13 protein-coding genes and 1 tRNA gene are annotated in these 17,977 nt (G+C 43.2%); 6 read left to right on the top strand and 8 right to left on the bottom strand.

Annotated elements, in window-relative coordinates:
* Positions 1-105 precede the first annotated feature (105 nt).
* From H6G96_RS13270 to fba, 4 genes are all read left to right on the top strand, one after another.
* The gene (locus tag H6G96_RS13270) at positions 106-975 is read left to right on the top strand and encodes an aldose epimerase (RefSeq protein ID WP_190911886.1); all 870 of its coding nucleotides are present in this window, start codon (positions 106-108) and stop codon (positions 973-975) included.
* Positions 976-1,036: 61 nt separating this feature from the next.
* Positions 1,037-1,108 (top strand) — tRNA-Lys (locus H6G96_RS13265).
* 106 nt (positions 1,109-1,214) lie between these two features.
* Positions 1,215-1,907 carry a Uma2 family endonuclease gene (locus H6G96_RS13260; protein ID WP_190911885.1) on the top strand — a complete coding sequence of 231 codons (693 nt, stop codon included), beginning with the start codon at positions 1,215-1,217 and terminating at the stop codon, positions 1,905-1,907.
* A 316-nt stretch (positions 1,908-2,223) separates the two neighbouring features.
* Positions 2,224-3,303: a class II fructose-bisphosphate aldolase gene (gene fba / locus H6G96_RS13255; RefSeq protein ID WP_012411833.1), complete on the top strand. Its 1,080-nt coding sequence runs from the start codon at positions 2,224-2,226 to the stop codon at positions 3,301-3,303.
* A gap of 220 nt (positions 3,304-3,523) precedes the next feature.
* On the opposite strand, the gene H6G96_RS13250 is transcribed toward fba, so the two are convergent.
* Positions 3,524-4,336, bottom strand: a complete 813-nt coding sequence (locus H6G96_RS13250; protein ID WP_190911884.1) for a carbon-nitrogen hydrolase family protein — start codon at positions 4,334-4,336, stop codon at positions 3,524-3,526.
* A gap of 210 nt (positions 4,337-4,546) precedes the next feature.
* Between H6G96_RS13250 and H6G96_RS13245 the strand changes: the two genes are divergently transcribed.
* Complete coding sequence (locus H6G96_RS13245) at positions 4,547-5,140, top strand: MarC family protein (RefSeq protein WP_190911883.1); 594 nt, start codon at positions 4,547-4,549, stop codon at positions 5,138-5,140.
* Between the two features lie 155 nt (positions 5,141-5,295).
* Here H6G96_RS13245 and trxA read toward each other — a convergent pair whose 3' ends face one another.
* From trxA to patD, 7 genes are all read right to left on the bottom strand, one after another.
* A complete protein-coding gene (trxA, locus tag H6G96_RS13240; RefSeq protein WP_190731613.1) occupies positions 5,296-5,619 on the bottom strand; it encodes a thioredoxin in 324 nt (107 codons plus the stop codon).
* Between the two features lie 322 nt (positions 5,620-5,941).
* Positions 5,942-7,105: a GuaB3 family IMP dehydrogenase-related protein gene (locus H6G96_RS13235; protein WP_190731615.1), complete on the bottom strand. Its 1,164-nt coding sequence runs from the start codon at positions 7,103-7,105 to the stop codon at positions 5,942-5,944.
* Positions 7,106-7,434: 329 nt separating this feature from the next.
* The gene (locus H6G96_RS13230; RefSeq protein ID WP_199339519.1) at positions 7,435-8,004 is read right to left on the bottom strand and encodes a YdcF family protein; all 570 of its coding nucleotides are present in this window, start codon (positions 8,002-8,004) and stop codon (positions 7,435-7,437) included.
* Between the two features lie 618 nt (positions 8,005-8,622).
* Entirely contained in the window at positions 8,623-9,876 is a 1,254-nt protein-coding gene (locus H6G96_RS13225) for an exonuclease SbcCD subunit D (RefSeq protein ID WP_190911882.1), read from the bottom strand.
* A gap of 62 nt (positions 9,877-9,938) precedes the next feature.
* Positions 9,939-10,664: a phosphoadenosine phosphosulfate reductase gene (gene cysH / locus H6G96_RS13220; protein WP_190911881.1), complete on the bottom strand. Its 726-nt coding sequence runs from the start codon at positions 10,662-10,664 to the stop codon at positions 9,939-9,941.
* Between the two features lie 797 nt (positions 10,665-11,461).
* Positions 11,462-13,852, bottom strand: a complete 2,391-nt coding sequence (locus H6G96_RS13215) for a Calx-beta domain-containing protein (RefSeq protein ID WP_190911880.1) — start codon at positions 13,850-13,852, stop codon at positions 11,462-11,464.
* 1,044 nt (positions 13,853-14,896) lie between these two features.
* Complete coding sequence (gene patD, locus H6G96_RS13210; RefSeq protein WP_190911879.1) at positions 14,897-15,250, bottom strand: heterocyst frequency control protein PatD; 354 nt, start codon at positions 15,248-15,250, stop codon at positions 14,897-14,899.
* 297 nt (positions 15,251-15,547) lie between these two features.
* Here patD and H6G96_RS13205 point away from each other — a divergent pair, with 297 nt between their 5' ends.
* The gene (locus H6G96_RS13205; RefSeq protein WP_190911878.1) at positions 15,548-17,818 is read left to right on the top strand and encodes a bifunctional (p)ppGpp synthetase/guanosine-3',5'-bis(diphosphate) 3'-pyrophosphohydrolase; all 2,271 of its coding nucleotides are present in this window, start codon (positions 15,548-15,550) and stop codon (positions 17,816-17,818) included.
* Positions 17,819-17,977: the final 159 nt, after the last annotated feature.

The raw sequence follows: 17,977 nt of genomic DNA, 5'->3' as shown, positions 1-17,977 counted from the left end.
GTGGGGAGTAGGGAGTAGGGAATAGGGAGTGGGGATTTAGAGTATGCCTAATGCCCAATGCCCAATGCCCAATACCCCATGCCCAATTAAGTAGGACTAAAATTTGTGTTTAGTATTGCAGTTCAACAGCAACAGTACAAGACCTACATTCTTTCTGATGAAGCCGGAGGTTCTCAGTTAGAAGTCGTACCAGAACGCGGTGGGATCATCACTCGTTGGCGCATTCAAGGGCAAGAAATTTTTTACCTGGACACAGAACGTTTTACTCATCCTGAGTTGAGTGTCAGAGGTGGGAATCCAATTTTGTTTCCTATTTGTGGCAATCTACCAGATAATACTTACACTTACAACGGGCAACAATATACACTCAAACAACACGGTTTTGCCCGTGAATTGCCCTGGAAAGCAACAGAACAAGAAACTGGAGATAAAGCTAGTCTCACTGTCGTTCTTGATAGCAATGAGCAAACCAAAGCAGTTTATCCTTTTGATTTTCAACTGGCTTTCACCTACGAACTTCAAGGTAATACCTTAGAAGTCCGGCAGCAGTATAAAAACTTGTCATCCACACCAATGCCTTTTTCGGCTGGTTTTCATCCCTACTTTCTGTGTGGTGATAAAACTCAGCTAGAGGTTGAAATTCCCTCTAAGCAGTATCAAGATAATCAAACTAAGGAATTTCACTCTTTTGACGGCAATTTTGACTTTAGCCGTGATGAAATTGATTTTGCCTTTGGAGAGTTAACGAGTAAATCGGCCACTGCCATAGATCGCAGCCGGAAGTTAAAACTCACTTTGGATTATGATGATTTCTCTACCTACTTGGTATTTTGGACAGTCAAAGGCAAAGAATTCTACTGTTTAGAACCGTGGAGTGCCACCCGTAACTCTCTCAATACTGGTGATAACCTGACTGTGTTAGCACCAGGAGCTAGTTATACAGCATCTGTAAGGTTGACGGCTAATTTTTTCTAAACCCCTTTACAAATCTATAGATGTATATGCTATGATTGCAAAGTTGCGAAATGCAAAGAAAGGGTCGCTAACTCAACGGTAGAGTACTCGGCTTTTAACCGATTAGTTCCGGGTTCGAATCCCGGGCGACCCATAAAATCAACATAATATTATTTAGATTAAAAGAAGGCGATCGCAGCATCCAAGAAATTTCTGCAATTCGGTAGGATAGGCATAGACTAATCCCAAACACCATTGTCATGGTAAAAACAATTCCACAGCATTGGACAATTCCCCTTTTGGAAAATGGCGACAAACTCAGTCTTTATGAATTTGAGCGTCGCTACAATGCCATGCCTAACTTGAAAAAAGCCGAATTGATTGAGGGAATTGTCTACATCATGCCTGCTGCTTTACGTTTTAGAAGTCACGGTCAACCGCATGGTTGGATTCTTACATGGCTCGGTACTTACGAAGTTGCGACACCTGGTGTAGCTTTAGGAGTAGAACCCACTGTGCGCTTAGATTTAGATAACGAACCTCAACCAGATGCTGTACTTCTGATCAACCCAGAAGCGGGAGGTCAAGCAAGGCTGAGTGACGATGATTATATTGAAGGCGCACCAGAGTTAATTGTCGAAATTTCTGCTAGTAGTGTCGCCATCGACCTCCATGCTAAAAAGCAAGCCTATCGTCGCAATGGAGTCAAAGAATATATCGTTTGGCAAGTACTCGATCAAAAATTGGCCTGGTTCTATTTGGAACAGGGTGAGTATGTAGAGTTGGCTACTGATAGTAACGGAATTCTGCGAAGTCAAATTTTTCCAGGGTTGTGGTTAGCGGTTGCAGAGTTATTAGCGGGGAATATGCAGTCCGTGTTGAGTATTTTACAAACAGGCTTGCAATCTCCTGAACACGCAGCATTTGTCCAGAAACTAGAGCCTTTTGCCTGATGCGATCGCTTGTAGATTTACCAAAATAGTTAGGAGTGCGATCGCTTTAAAATAACCATTTGGGATAGTGGGCTACCAGAGCTACTAGCTGTAGGGTAACTAAATGTACAGCAACACAGAGCAAGTATAGGGCATAGTACAGCAGTAGAGAGCAAGTATAGAACACATTTATAATAACGATGGCGTAAACTTTTTCAACATAGATACACGACACTAGTTATAATTTCCTATAAGTTGAAAAAACTCTTAAGATTTAGCGTAATAAATACGCTTTTCTCAGACCGACTAGCTGACAACCACATTAGGAGGACTATCTATGGCGCTTGTACCACTGCGGCTGCTGTTGGATCACGCAGCTGAAAACGGTTACGGCATCCCAGCTTTCAACGTTAACAATTTGGAGCAGATTCAGGCAATCCTGAAGGCTGCTGTCGAGACAGATAGCCCCGTAATTTTGCAAGCTTCACGCGGCGCTCGTAATTATGCAGGAGAAAACTTTCTACGCCACCTGATTTTGGCAGCTGTAGAAACCTATCCTCACATTCCCATTGTCATGCACCAAGATCATGGTAATGCGCCTGCTACCTGCTACTCAGCAATTAAGAACAACTTCACCAGCGTAATGATGGATGGTTCTTTAGAAGCTGATGCGAAAACTCCCGCTAGCTTCGAGTACAACGTTAATGTTACCCGCGAAGTTGTAAATGTAGCTCATGCTTTGGGTGTCAGCGTTGAAGGTGAACTCGGTTGTTTGGGTTCTCTAGAAACTGGTGCTGGTGAAGCTGAAGATGGTCACGGGTTTGAAGGTACACTCGACCACTCTCAACTGTTAACTGACCCCGATGAAGCTGTTGACTTCGTAGAAGCAACCCAAGTAGATGCTTTGGCTGTTGCTATTGGCACAAGCCACGGTGCTTACAAGTTTACCCGCAAGCCTACTGGGGAAATTTTGGCAATCAGCCGCATTGAAGAAATTCACCGCCGTCTGCCTAACACCCACTTGGTAATGCACGGTTCTTCTTCTGTACCTGAAGATTTGCTTGCACTGATTAACCAGTATGGTGGTGCAATTCCTGAAACCTACGGCGTACCTGTAGAAGAAATCCAAAAAGGTATTAAGAGTGGTGTACGTAAAGTAAACATCGACACCGATAACCGTTTGGCTATTACTGCTGCTGTACGTGAAGCTTTGGCTAAAAAACCAGAGGAGTTTGACCCCCGTCACTTCCTCAAGCCTTCTATCACATATATGCAGAAGGTTTGTGCTGAACGCTATCAGCAATTTGGCACAGCTGGTAACGCAAGCAAGATTAAGCAAATCTCTCTAGAAGATTTTGCTGCTAAGTATGCTAAAGGTGAACTCAACGTTGTTACCAAGTCAGCTGCTAAAGTTTAATTTTGACAAAAAATAAATCGGGGCATAGTGCTACTATGCTCCTAAAAAACTGAGGATTTAAATGTTGTCAGAAACCGGGTGATTACCCGGTTTTTTGTTTTATTCATAAGGGTTGGGCATGGGGCATGGGGCATTGGGTATTGGGCATGGGGCATTAGTTATTCTTTCTTCTCTGCTTCCCCTGCTTCCCCTGCCCCCTGCTCCCCCTGCTCTCCAGTCCCTAGAACACCCGATGCTGTAAAGAGGGCATTTGACGGCGGACTTGTTCTAACCTAGTGGGTTTGATTTCTGCGATCGCAATTCCCGGTTTTTCCCCAGCATCGGCTAAAATTACGCCCCAAGGGTCGATAATAACGGCGTGGCCGTGGGTTAGACGGCGGGCGTAGTTATTGCCTGTTTGGGCAGGAGCAATGACGTAGGCGGTATTTTCGATGGCTCTGGCTTGTAGTAGTACTTGCCAGTGGTCTTTGCCAGTAAAGGCGGTAAAGGCGGCGGGAATAAAGATAACATCAGCTCCCTTATCTGCGAGATGACGGTACAGTTCAGGGAAGCGGACATCATAACAAATGGAAAGCCCTAAATTACCAAGTTTTTCTGAAAAATGGACAGGTGGTAGTTCTGTACCAGCCACAACCGTGCTGGATTCCCGATAGGTGTTGCCGTCGGGGACATTAACATCAAATAGGTGTACTTTGTAGTAGCGAGAAAGTTCTTGACCGTTTGGGTCAATGAGTAGAGTGGTGTTATAAACTTTGCCTGTATTGTCTACGGGAACTGGAAAGCTGCCGCCCAAGATCGTAATTTGAAAGCGTTGAGCCATTTTTTTGAGAAATTTTTCGCTTTCAAGAGCGATCGCATCACCTTGCGCGAGTTTGTCTTTTTCTTCTCCCATATAGGAAAAGTTTTCTGGCAAACCTACCAATTCAGCACCTTGACGCACGGCAAGCTCTATTAATTCTTCTGCCTGTGCCAAATTTTTCTGTAGGTCGGGCACACTGGTCAATTGAATAGCGGCGGCTAAATAAGGCTTCATAGATTCAACAACGAACAGTTGATTGATGGAAAAGAGATTATCAAAATATATCGCTACTTCAACATCTGTGGAACTTAATTAGAAATGCGTCAGCCAAGATTTTCTTCAACAGACTTGTTTTATTACTGATCTTAATCTTCCTCTGGGTTCTAGTAAACTGAGCAAGATAAAGATTAGGTTGTGATCAAACCTTGATAAAAGCTGTCTCCTGTGGATATTTCTATTCTCATTCAAACATTTATCGCTGTGTTTGTCTTGGCGGATGCCGTGGGCAATATACCGATTGTTTTAGTTTTGACTAAGGGCATGATGCCAGACCAAAGAAACCAAGTTATAGATAAAGCAATTATCGTTGCGATCGCAGTTCTTTTGCTATTTGCTTTTGCTGGGCAAATAATTTTAAATTATTTAGAAATCAGTATCGGCTCTTTGCGAATAGCTGGAGGTCTATTGTTGCTGTTAATTGCTTTGCAAATGCTGCGGGGAGAATTAGATCAGCCGATTATTGAGGAAGGACGCGATGTCGCAATTACTCCACTAGCTTTACCACTGCTAGCGGGGCCAGGGACTTTGACGACGGTGATGTTGCTGATGTCGAAATCACAGAGTCCACATATTGCTGTGGTGGTAGGTATATTAGGGGCGATGTTTATTACTTGGTTGATTTTGCGTTTAGCAAATCTGATTGACCAGTGGATTGGTGCAGAAGGTGGAGTGATTGTGACCCAACTTTTGGGCTTTCTATTGGCGGCGCTAGCGGTGGAAATTGGTAGTACGGGAATTAAGGAGTTGTTTTTGAGCTAGAAAACTCCTAAAAATATTCGGAACCTGAAACTATATACAAATGTAAACAAGTTTGATAGACGGCAAAATTCGCGCCTCTCAAACTTGTTTATAAAAATTAACCTAAAGTTAGAACAACATGGATAGCTCAAAAGGATTTTATTGCCAATTGAGCTTCAAAGATACTTTTCAAGAGTGGAAGCTAATGTAGTTTTAGGCACAGCGCCCACCACCATATCCACTTTTTGTCCACCCTTAAAAATCATTAATGTGGGAATACTGCGGATGCCGTACTGACTAGCAACTTGGGGATTTTCATCCGTGTTGACTTTGACGACCTTGATTTGACCTTTGTACTGTTCGGAGATTTCATCGACAACAGGAGCTACCATACGGCATGGTCCGCACCAGGGTGCCCAAAAGTCAACTAAAACGGGTACATCGCTGTCGAGTACTTCTTGCTTAAAACTAGAATCGGTAACTTGTGCGGCTGTTGACATGCCTAAAACCTTCGCCAATAATATCTGAACTTGGTGAAAATTCTACCATAGCAATAAACCTCAGCTTGGGAGTCCAAGGATGTACATTTGCAAAGAAGCTCTAAAATTTATTTACAAACATAAGGAACCGCCCGAACAGTAGTCCGGGCGGAGTGTGGTGTGAGGAGTGAACGGAAACATTTGTCTCCGCTATCTCTATTGTAGGCGACATATCGAATTTTTCCAGCAATTGTTTAGGGGGCTGGAGAAATTTTTTAAGAATTGGGCAGGGGGAGATGAACTAGTACATCATGCCCAATGCCCCATGCCCCATACCCCAATTCTATTTCCCCATACCTAATTGTTGAGCTTTTTGGTAAACTTTACCCTCGGTTAATAGGGAAGGCGCAATCACAACTTCTACTTGCTGCATTTCTTTAATATTTTTGGCTCCTAAAGTGCCCATACTGGTCTTTAAGGCTCCTAAAAGATTGTGAGTGCCATCATCTAGCCCTGCTGGCCCAACGAGTATTTGCTCTAGGCTACCAGTGGTAGCAACGCGAATGCGGGTGCCACGAGGCAAAACAGGGCTAGGAGTCGCCATACCCCAATGATAACCTCGTCCTGGGGCTTCTGCGGCTCTAGCAAAGGGGGAACCAATCATCACACCATCAGCACCACAGGCGATGCATTTACAAATGTCGCCACCGGTGATTAAACCGCCATCAGCGATAACGGGGATATAGTTACCAGTTTCCTTGTAGTAATCATCTCGTGCAGCAGCACAATCCGCGATCGCAGTTGCCTGTGGTATACCAACACCCAACACACCACGGGAGGTACAAGCGGCACCAGGCCCAATTCCCACCAATACCCCAGCCGCCCCAGCTTTCAACAAATTCAACGTAACTTCGTAAGTCACGCAATTACCTAGCACCACAGGGATAGGCATGGAACGGCAAAATTCTGCTAAATCAAGTGGTACTATAGACTCTGGCGACAGATGTGCAGTAGAAACTACCGTAGCCTGTACGAAAAATAAATCTGCCCCAGCTTTTGCCACCGCCTCGCCGTATTTACTTGCACCGGCTGGAGTCGCACTTACCGCCGCAATGCCACCTTGTTCTTTAATTTCCTGAATACGTTTTTCAATTAATTCCGGCTTTATTGGTTCGGCATAGAGTTCTTGCATCAGGGCAACAAATTCATCTTTCCCCACAGAGGCTATCCGATCTAATATTGGCTCTGGGTCAGCATAGCGAGTGTGAATACCTTCTAAATTGAGGACACCTAATGCTCCTAACTGTGACAAACGTACAGCCATACGAACATCTACTACACCATCCATCGCACTGGCAATTATCGGGATTTCTCGCTCAATATTGCCAATACGCCATCTAGTATCTGCCAAACTGGGATCTAGTGTTCTGTTACCGGGGACTAAAGCAATTTCATCTATTCCGTAAGCTCTGCGAGCTGTTTTTCCCCGCCCAAGTTGAATTTCCACGCTTTAATTTTTCTCAAATCTATTTAAGCTAGGGTATCAAATTGTGAGAGAAGTTGGGGCGTTTTTTCCCTGAACTACACAGATAGATTCGAGTTACCCAAGTCGCAGCTCGAAACTTTGATGGACGCAAAGTATTTACCAAGCAACCAAATGAGTAAAAATTATTAATTGGTTTTTATATTGTGTTGTTTGAAGGTTGGTGTTGCGCTAGTTTTTGGATAATTGTAGTTTCATGTGTTTTTTATTACTTAGTTATTATTATTGGCATTAATTGTCTTAATTTGCCTATATTGAGTTAGACCAAAATTATGCGAATTCGCACTGATAATTTACCGTTTATTTTTAGCTGCATCTACACCAGTGTAACCAGTTGCTATCCAAATTATCGCTCTAGCTCCATCTCTAATAGATTTTTCAATAGATTCAGAGGGTTTTTCTGAAGGAACGGGCACTGGTTTTAAATAAATACCTCGACTACCCAAAATAATTTCGCCGATGACACAAGCCCGACGCATATGGAAATCTGAAGTAATCAAATAAACGCTCTTGATGCCACGAGCTTGCAAATCATCTACCAAAGTAGTAAAATTAGTAACTGTATCTACGGCCTCATAGTCCAAGTGTAAACGTTTGGGATCAACACCAGCTTTGGTAAACACTCGTTGTGTGAATGTAGGTGGACTACCCCCAGTAATCCAAATTGGTATGTTTGGATGCTGGCGGACAAATTGGGCCGTAAACTTCTCTCGCTCTAAACGTTTCGTTGAACCACCCAGCACTACAACTGCTTGGGGCTGTACAAATTGGTTTTGTACTTCTTTGTATCCCCACCACGTAATTAGCGGTAAGACAAAAGCTATAAAACGAAAAGATTTACCCGTAAAGAATAGCTTATTCAAGGCTCAATATTTTGTTTACTGATTACAAAATTTCCTCTGGCTAGAAGAAAAACAATTGATAGTAGAGTAGCAAACTCCTCAAAAATCTGCCCAAATATAAATTTAGGTGATTTTTGTGTTGCAGCGCGATGAAGCGTGCTTAAAGTTTTTCCTCTAATTGATGGATTATCCTAACCTGTATCGGACAATCTATCAAAGGGTTCTAGCACCCTGTAGAAAAACCTGTCTCTAAATCTCTCTCCTTTAAGGCTACGACCTACACACAAGTTATCCGATTACCCAAAAGTCCCCCAAAACCTCACCCTATCCTATCGGACATCCCCCCTTAGTAAGGAGAAGGACAGGTTTTACGTAGTAAAATCAGGGTGAGGTGTCTAAGTAGCTCTGAGACTTAACCGTAAATTGTGTTCAGAAAGACTTGTGTGTATACCTTAGCCTAAAAGGAGAGATACTTTGAAATTTCCCCTTCCCGCGTCCGGAAAGGTGTTAGAGGGTTAGGTTTTTACAGATGACCTTGAATTGTCAGATTTAGTAGAGACGCAAAATTGGATGGACTTTATCCAGTTTTGGTAACGCGTCTCTACACGCTGTACTAAATATAATTTATATCTATCTATCCTATTCACTAGTTGCTGCTTCTAGCCAAACTTCTACATCATCTGCTAGCAACTTCTGTGCAGCATCTAGCATTGATGTTGCTATGTCTTTGAGGTCTTCGCGGTTATTTAAGTAAGTTTTCAAGGCTTCCATTGGGTCGATGCTACTACTCGCACTCAATTCAGGAATCCGGGGTCGAGCCAACTGACTCACTAATTCTGCTTGAATGGTGTAGGTATGAGCAGGACTTAAAGCAGTATGTAGACAGGAACTGTCAATTAAATCCATCTGTTCAGAGCGCAGTTTGTAAATTAACCGCACTACAGCATCTTCAATATTATATTTAGCGATCGCTTTCATTAAAACCGCTTGCGGCTCATCTGCTTTCGAGACATCCACCTCAATGGTACGGAAAGTCCGAACTGTTAAGGGACAAAATTCCCATTCAGCCCTCCCCCGCTCCAGTTCTATCATCACATAGCCTTTGTCTTCTTTCTCTTCGCTAAAATCTACTCGCTCAATGCTCCCTGGATAAATCACAGGCGGGTTGTTGGATTTATTCAGGTTCTGGTGGCGGTGAACGTGTCCCAACGCTACATAATCAAAACAAGGTCGCGTCAGCAAAGATAGGGGTAGAGTAAAACCTTTACCTACTGCCAAAAAGCGTTCTGCCCCCAAGCTAGCATTGTCAGCCATCAAGTGAGCCAAAAGGACAGTAGGCACATCGGGGTCAAGACGGCGAATTTCCCCTTCTAGAACAACTCGCAGACGTTCTGTTAACAGTTGGTTGACTTCTGCCAAAGACGAGCCTTCAGTCTCTTGACGAGTCATCAGAGTCGAACGCGTTAGCCAAGGCAGGGTAATTACTTGCACTGTGCCATTACGGGTTTCGATGCAGTGAGTGGTTAATGTGTCACCGACAACAAATCCTGGCACTCCCAAAGTGCGGTAAATATTTAAACTCGCTCCTCCCTGTCCTTGGGAATGTTGGTCGTGGTTACCTACCAACAACACTGTTGGAATATTGGCATCCATGAGACGACGAAATTGGCTGGCAAAAGCTTGTTGTACATAAGGCGGTGGTGTGGCATCCGGGAAAGCATCGCCACCAAATATCACCATGTCAACAGCATCTGTCAGCGCTCGGTCAATACATATAGACAAGGTATTGACAAAATCCTCCAGTCGTGTATTTAATCCGGTTGCTGGATTAATTCGTCCGTGGGAGAAGCCGCTTCCCATGTGGATGTCGGAGAGATGGAGGATTTTAATCATATTTGTTCTTAGTCATTAGTCATTTGTCTAAATATTAATGACTAATGACTAATACATAACAACTAAATATGAATTCCGCATTCTGTTTTATCACTTCCCCGCCAACGTCCGGCGCGTTCGTCTTCGCCTTCGCCTACTTTGGTGGTGATGGGTTGGTCGCCGATGCTGGGATAACCTTGGTCGTGGAGGGGGTTGTAGATGACTCCGTGTTCAGCCACATAAAGCCAACTATCTTGGCGTGTCCAAGTAGCGATAGGATTTACTTTCAGCCGACCTTTACCGTCGAATTCAAATATGGGCATATTCGCACGGGTTACTGCTTGATCACGGCGGCGACCAGTAATCCAAGCGACACTGTTGAGTTCGTCTAGACCCCGTAACAGTGGTTCAATTTTTGTAATGTGGTGGAATTGGGCAATATCTTTGTCCCAAAGTTTGTCGCCATACTTGGTTTCAAAGGCTTCGCGGGTGTCTACGTCTGGGGTTTTGAAAGTTTGCAAATCCAGGTTGTAGACTTGTTTGGCTTTGGCTACTAATTCTAAGCTTTCGGCAAAGTGGTGCAAGGTGTCGAGAAAGATTACAGGAACGGGATGCTTCAGTTCACTGTAAAGAATATGGGTAATTATCATGTCATCCACGTTAAAGGCGCTTGTTTGCACCAGTCCCGTTGGGATATTCTCTATAGACCATGCCAGTATTTCTTTGGGAGTGGCAGTTTCAAATTGCTGATTTAATTTTTCTAAGTCAAAAGCGATCGCTTGGTTTATAGATGGCGTGGAAGTTGTCATGATAATTTTCTGTTCAAATAATTTTACCTTGATTGAAATTTATTTTACCTCACCAAGGCGCGTATTCCGGTCGGAGATAAGGTAATTATTCTGTTCGGAAATTACTACATTGTGGAACTGGAGAATGGGTTGTAGAGAAATTAGTGATCCGGTTCGGTAGGGGGAGCAGGGGAAGCTTTTGAGGAAAGAGGGTTATTGTTGAATAATTTTTCTCTCAGGAACAGGTTCTATTCCCGAACTGCCGCCTGTCTGCCTCAACCAAGAAATTCCTTAACCGAACGGTATAGGGGAAACTACGAGAATGGCGCATTCTCAGTAAAAATATTTAAGTATAAATTAAGCAATTACTAAGAAACTTTGCGGTAATTTAAGTTTTACAATGCTTTTATAGATATTTATACTGATTTTGATATGGTTAAGGAACAATTAATAAAAAGGATTTTACTTAAATGAACACTTCAAAATCTACCAATCGCTTAGGTGAATCTATAATCATGGGCGCTTTAATGATGTTGACTAGCGTTAGTGTTATTACAATAATGAACTTTTTCTAAGATAAACATTTCTAATTTTAGCAATAAAACTTCACATAGTCCTGCTCAAAATTGAGCGGGGCTTTTGCTTTTAACGTGATCTCGATCATTGTAATTTAACTAGGACTTACATAATATATGTTGTCAAAAACTCAACTGTCCTCAAGATTGTTCCAGCTAGTGGGAAAAATACTTTGAGGACGTTTCGTTTTTGACTCGCTTACATCCCCACCCCCTAAAGGGATGGGGAATTACGCAAACAGGTTAAACAAATACAAAGCCAGTATCGGTTGCCAAATTTGTATTGAGCTTTAACCCATCTTTAACAACAGCAATTAACTCTGTTCCATTGTTGGTAAAGATGCCGACAGCAGACTTGTCATCAGACACCGTTGATGCAGACCCTAGTGAGTAATTATTAGCAAGTCCCTTGAGTTCAATTTGATCCCTAGCCTTAAAGCTGGCAATATCGGCATAGTCACCGTTACCCGAACTGGCATAGAAAACTGAACTGGCATCACCCAAGACGTAAGTATCTGCACCTTGATTACCGTTGAGTAGATCAATTTCGCCTGACCCACCCCCCCAACCAATGAGGCGGTCATTGCCCTTGCCTCCAAAAAGGGAGTCACTGCCAAGTCCGCCTAAAATTGTGTCATTGCCATCGCCTCCACGGAGGGTGTCGTTGTTTCCCTTGCCATCAAGGTAGTCATTGCCTGGGCTACCATTTATATTTTCACTGGCATCAGTGCCGACCACGAGATTGCTCCCAGTTAGGGAATTGACTACAGTGGAGTTGTTAAAGCTAGTTAGATCACTAACTGAGTTAAGGTTTCCGACGTTGTTAGTAGTAATCGTCGATTGCCCAGGGCTAGAAGTAATAGTACTGTTCTGTAGTATTGTGGGAGCATTCGACACTAAATTACTGATAGTGTTGTTATCGAGTACCGTTATTGGGGTAGTTGTGCCACCATTTCCAAAGATTGTAGTGGCGGGCCCGGTATTGTTACTAGAAACCGTGATAATTGGAAAGCCAGCAATATTATTATCAGCGATCGCGAAGTTTTGAGAAGTAGTGCCTAGCGTAATACCTGAGGAAGGATTACTGATGGTCAATGTAGCGGTTTCTGTGCCTTCAATCACAGCATCATTTACAACGCTGAAGATGACAGAACCTGAGGTTTGTCCGCTAGGAATGGTGATGATATTGTTGCTAAGGTTGTAATCACTGGTGGTGATGCCTGTTCCTGTTACACCTAAATTGACTGTTTGATTACCAGATACGGCACTGGATGCAGTAGCAGTAACGATGGTAGCTGTTGTGTTTGCTTCCGAGCCAGCAGTAGTACTCAGGGATAAGTTGACGGTTGGGAAGGCAGCAATATCATTATCAGCGATCGCAATGTTTTGAGAAGTAGTGCCTAGTGTAATACCTGCGGAAGGATTACTGATGGTCAATGTAGCGGTTTCTGTGCCTTCAACCACAGCATCATTTACAACGCTGAAGGTGACGGAACCTGCGGTTTGTCCGCTAGGAATGGTGATGATATTGTTGCTAAGGTTGTAATCACTGGTGGTGATGCCTGTTCCTGTTACACCTAAATTGACTGTTTGATTACTAGATACGGCACTGGATGCAGTAGCAGTAACGGTGATAGCTGTTGTGTTTGCTTCCGAGCCAGCAGTAGTACTCAGGGATAAGTTGACGGTTGGGAAGGCAGCAATATCATTATCAGCGATCGCAATGTTTTGGGAAGTAGTGCCTAGTGTAATACCTGCGGAAGGATTACTGATGGTTAATGTAGCGGTTTCTGTGCCTTCAATTACAGCATCATCTACAACGCTGAAGGTGACAGAACCTGCGGTTTGTCCGCTAGGAATGGTGATGATATTGTTGCTAAGGTTGTAATCACTGGTGGTGATACCTGTTCCTGTTACACCTAAATTGACTGTTTGATTACTAGATACGGCACTGGATGCAGTAGCGGTGACAATGATTTGGGTTGTTCCTGCTTCAGTTCCTGAGTTAGTGTTGAGAGATAAGTTGACTGTGGGATTTCCACTGCCGATCGCCAAGTTTGTGGTGTTAGGAACTATCCTAGCCCCGTCACCTTCGGTATCAATTGTCCAATTAGCACTGTTGTTAACAAGCGCCTTATAGCCTACCAAACTGGTTTGTCCAGTACGGGAACCAGTATACTGACCATAGTCAGTGCTACTGGTGAGTTTAATCGCATTAACTCCATCAGTTAGTCCAACAGTAGTCAGACTGTTATTATTCGCCTCAGTTGAGACGGCAGTTAGAATTGTGGTTGGGGCAGTAGCACTATTTCCCAGAAAGGCATAAACAGTCTCATCAGTTGTATTGAGTCCCAACTCGCTTGAGGTAACAACTGTAAATGTACCAATAGATGATGCGCGACTAGTACTATCAATTGCACTAAAGCGAACTACAGTACCACCAGCAATTTTCTGAGATCCCGTATTCCATACAAACGAGGATTCACTGTTACCAATAGCGGTCGGACTCGCAGCTGTGCCGTCACTAAAGTAAATAGTTGTATTCGGATCTATGTCTACAAAGGTGACAATAGACCAGCCATCTTCATCGGCATTGAAAGAGATAAAAGCAATATCGCCTTGTGTCAAAGCCATTAATAAGGTTTCCTTCAATTTAGTTTGTATTGTTTGAAAAGCGCCTGAAAAGCTGATATTTACGAATAATTTGCGAACGTAATCAAGTAAGGCAATTTTGGATTTTAGATTTCAGATTTTAGATTGACCCCAGCAATCAAGTCACTGGCTCTGCCATTGAATTTTAGATTTTGACTCTTCAATTCCATTATCCAAAATTTAAAATCCGAAATTTTGTCACATTGACAATCGCAATATCACCATTCAAAAAACTATTTGGTAGTCAAAAAGCTACGGATTTTACTATGATTAATCCACATTCAGCAACTTTAAGTCATGTCAACAACGTGAAGAAAAGATTTACAAAAGGCTAAGACAATATGCCACCACGACAAGTACCAAGTTGAATCAAAAAGAATTTAAAATTAGGGTGCGATCGCTATTTCTCCCTAGTGACTAATTGGCGCTTTCGCTCCTGCATCGCCTTTACTCAAAAATAGTAACACGGGTAGTAAGCAAATAAACAGCAAGCTCCCCACTCGAAAGCAATCTGCGTAAGATCAAATAGCAGCTTGGGTAAGCCGTTAAGCATATAAGAAAGCACATTGAGATCGCAGGGGGCCAGTTCTTGCTGGGAGCAATGGAGAGGTTTTGCAGCTTTTATTACCATGAAAATGGTGCAATTTAAACAACGATTAGCTTAGGGACTTCCAAATAAAAAATATACCCTCGCTATAGGGGCAGGGAAAGTCGTAGTGAAGTCCAGAAATTGAATAATTTATTTTTTGGAGTTCCCTAAGACAACATTTGTGATCGCATATCCAGTTACCATCTAAAAGATCGCACAAAGGAAAGCTGTAAAAGCCAGCGCCCACTTCAATGGCCCCTGTACATAACCAAATTGGTCAAAACTAAAACGTTTAATCTTAGTGACCATTGTCAGAGCGATCCCCAAAGCAAAAATTTAAATACCTCTTCCCTATTCCCAACTTGTTGCCAAAATAACTTTTCACGAACGGTTGTAAATGAGATGATGGATTAATTAGAGAAAAAGGTGAACAATTGTTATTTTTCTCCTTCCGCTTCTGGTTGCAAAATGGCATTACAGTATTGAATGAGGGTTGTCAAGCGATCGCTAATCGTTTGAAGTCTCGTTTGTGCAGTAGATGCTTGCCGCGCTCCTTGCAAAAACATTACATCTATTGCCAACAAGCGCAACTGCTTGCTCATTTCCGTTTGATAAGACTGGACTCGCCAGTTTTCATCAGCCAAGGGCACAATCTGCTGCCCGAAAAATTGCTGCAACGAGGCTACACGCTGTCGCAGTTCGGACGCAACGATTTGGGTAGTTGTGGCATCGGAGCGTAATTGCTCTAGCAAGGTTACGAGTGCCTGATATTTCTCACGGTTTAAAGACATCCAGTGCTAGTTAAGATAGTATTAATGTCAAGTAATTTTTCTTCTACAATAAACTTTCTTAAAGACTTATCAGCACTAAAAGCCTCAAATCGTTATTTGAGGCTTTGTTTGCCATCAATGGATTATTCTTTCTTTATGATCCTTGAAACTCAAACTGGATAACTACCGTCGGCAATTGGACAATCATCCTTACACGGTTTATTCTATCCGACTCTGGGCTACAGCATCTTCTTAGGTTGATGCTGCCAGTTTTATTTATCATTCACTTATCTACCGATCCTATCCAAACCCGATTTTATGAGCAGTCTAGCTATAAATTCATCAGTTGATCTAACCATTCCAGAATGGTTAAAGAAATGTTTGAAGGAGTCATCTACAAGTAACAGCGTGGTGGAAGATGACCGAAGGCATAGTGATGCCGTCTTAATTGGTCGCGCATTTGAATTTGCTTACCAACTGCATCAAGGTCAATACCGCAAATCAGGAGAACCATACATTGCTCATCCCATTGCTGTGGCTGAATTGTTGCGTGACTTGGGTGGCAGTGCTGCTATGATAGCAGCTGGATTTCTTCATGATGTCGTTGAAGATACAGAAGTAACAAGTCAAGAAATAGAAGAACGCTTTGGACCAGAAGTGCGGCAATTGGTTGAAGGTGTCACCAAGCTTTCTAAAATCAATTTCACTAGCAAAACCGAAAGCCAAGCCGAAAACTTCCGGCGGATGTTTTTGGCAATGGCGCAAGATATTCGGGTTATTGTGGTGAAATTGGCAGATCGTTTGCATAATATGCGAACTTTACAATATATGTCAGAGGCCAGTCGCCGCCGCAGTGCCCAAGAAACGCGAGATATATTCGCGCCTCTAGCCAATCGCTTGGGGATTTGGCGAATTAAATGGGAACTGGAAGATTTGGCTTTTAAGTATTTGGAACCGGAAGCCTACCGCCAAATGCAAGAGCATGTTTCCGAAAAACGGACGGCGCGAGAAGAGAAATTGGCTAAAGCTACGAATATGTTGCAAGAGCGTTTGCAGCAAGCCGGAATCCGCTTTCAGGAAATTAGCGGTCGTCCCAAGCACCTTTATAGCATTTACCAAAAAATGCACCGCCAGCAAAAGGAATTTCATGAAATTTACGATTTGGCGGCGCTGCGGATTATTGTTCAAACCAATGAAGAATGCTATCGGGCGTTGGCGGTGGTTCATGATGCTTTTCGCCCAATTCCTGGGAGATTTAAAGACTACATTGGACTGCCAAAACCTAATCGTTACCAGTCGCTGCATACTGGGGTGATTGGACTAACTGGCCGTCCTTTAGAGGTGCAAATTCGGACAATCGAAATGCATCATATCGCCGAGTATGGGATTGCCGCTCATTGGAAGTACAAAGAAACAGGAGGTTCTAGTATTAGCCATTTGACAGCGACAGATGACAAGTTTACTTGGCTGCGACAGCTGCTGGAATGGCAAACTGATCTTAAAGATGCACAAGAATATCTTGATAGCGTCAAAGATAATCTATTTGAAGATGATGTCTATGTCTTCACCCCTAAGGGGGATGTTGTGCCTTTAAGCCCCGGTTCGACCACTGTAGATTTTGCTTATCGCATTCATACGGAAGTGGGAAACCATTGTTCAGGGGCGCGGGTGAATGGACGAATGGTATCTCTATCAACGCGGCTACATAATGGCGATATTGTAGAGGTTCTCACTCAAAAGAACTGCCATCCGAGTTTGGATTGGTTGAACTTTGTCAGAAGTTCGGCGGCGAAATATCGGATAAAACAATGGTACAAGCGATCGCGCCGCGAAGAAAATGTCGCCCGTGGACGGGAATTGTTAGAAAAGGAACTTGGTAAAACTGGTTTTGATAGTCTGTTGAAGTCTGATGCAATGGAGACTGTCGCCCAAAAGTGTAACTACCACAGCGTAGACGATTTACTTGCCGGTTTGGGTTACGGAGAAGTTACCTTGAACTTGGTGCTAAATCGTTGGCGAGAAGTGGCGAAGGCACATCAACCAGTTTCCACCGTGCCTTTATTTATTCCCAAAGAACCAACTACATCAAAAGCTTTACGAGATGCACCGCCAACCACCTCCCGCTCCACAGATTCGCCAATTATTGGGGTAGAGGGGTTGGTATATTATTTAGCTGGATGTTGTACCCCAATTCCTGGCGAACCGATTATTGGTGTGGTGACGCGAGGTAGGGGGATTTCAATTCATCGCCAAGGCTGTAATAATCTGGAGACTGTAGAGTATGAGCGCTTAGTACCAGTTAAGTGGAACCCAGCCGCCGAAAATAGTGGTCGTCCGCACACGTATCCTGTGGATGTTCAAATTGAAGCTCTTGATCGCGTAGGGGTGCTAAAGGATATTTTGTCAAGGTTGAGTGACCAAGGAATCAATGTTCGTCATGCTCAGGTGAAAACCTCTGTTGGTCAACCTGCATTGATCGACTTAGGAATAGATATACGCGATCGCTCTCAACTAGAGCAAGTGTTTGTCCAAATTAAGAAAATGAGCGATATTTTGAATATCCGCCGCGTTGGTCAAATTGACGAGTAGGTAATTGCTAGGGTGCGTTCATGGAGTGTAACGCACCAGCTTAAGTTCATTGAAATTCACAAAGAGCTAGTACTACAAGGCGAAAGTCAAAAGTCAAAAGTGTTACGGAATAAGCTCTTTAGAGATTTTAAATGGTTGCTCTATTTACGCCGTGGTGTA

This window comes from Nostoc sp. FACHB-892, from assembly GCF_014698795.1.
Taxonomy (GTDB): Bacteria; Cyanobacteriota; Cyanobacteriia; order Cyanobacteriales; family Nostocaceae; genus Nostoc.
This window is presented reverse-complemented; position numbering and strand designations above follow the sequence as displayed.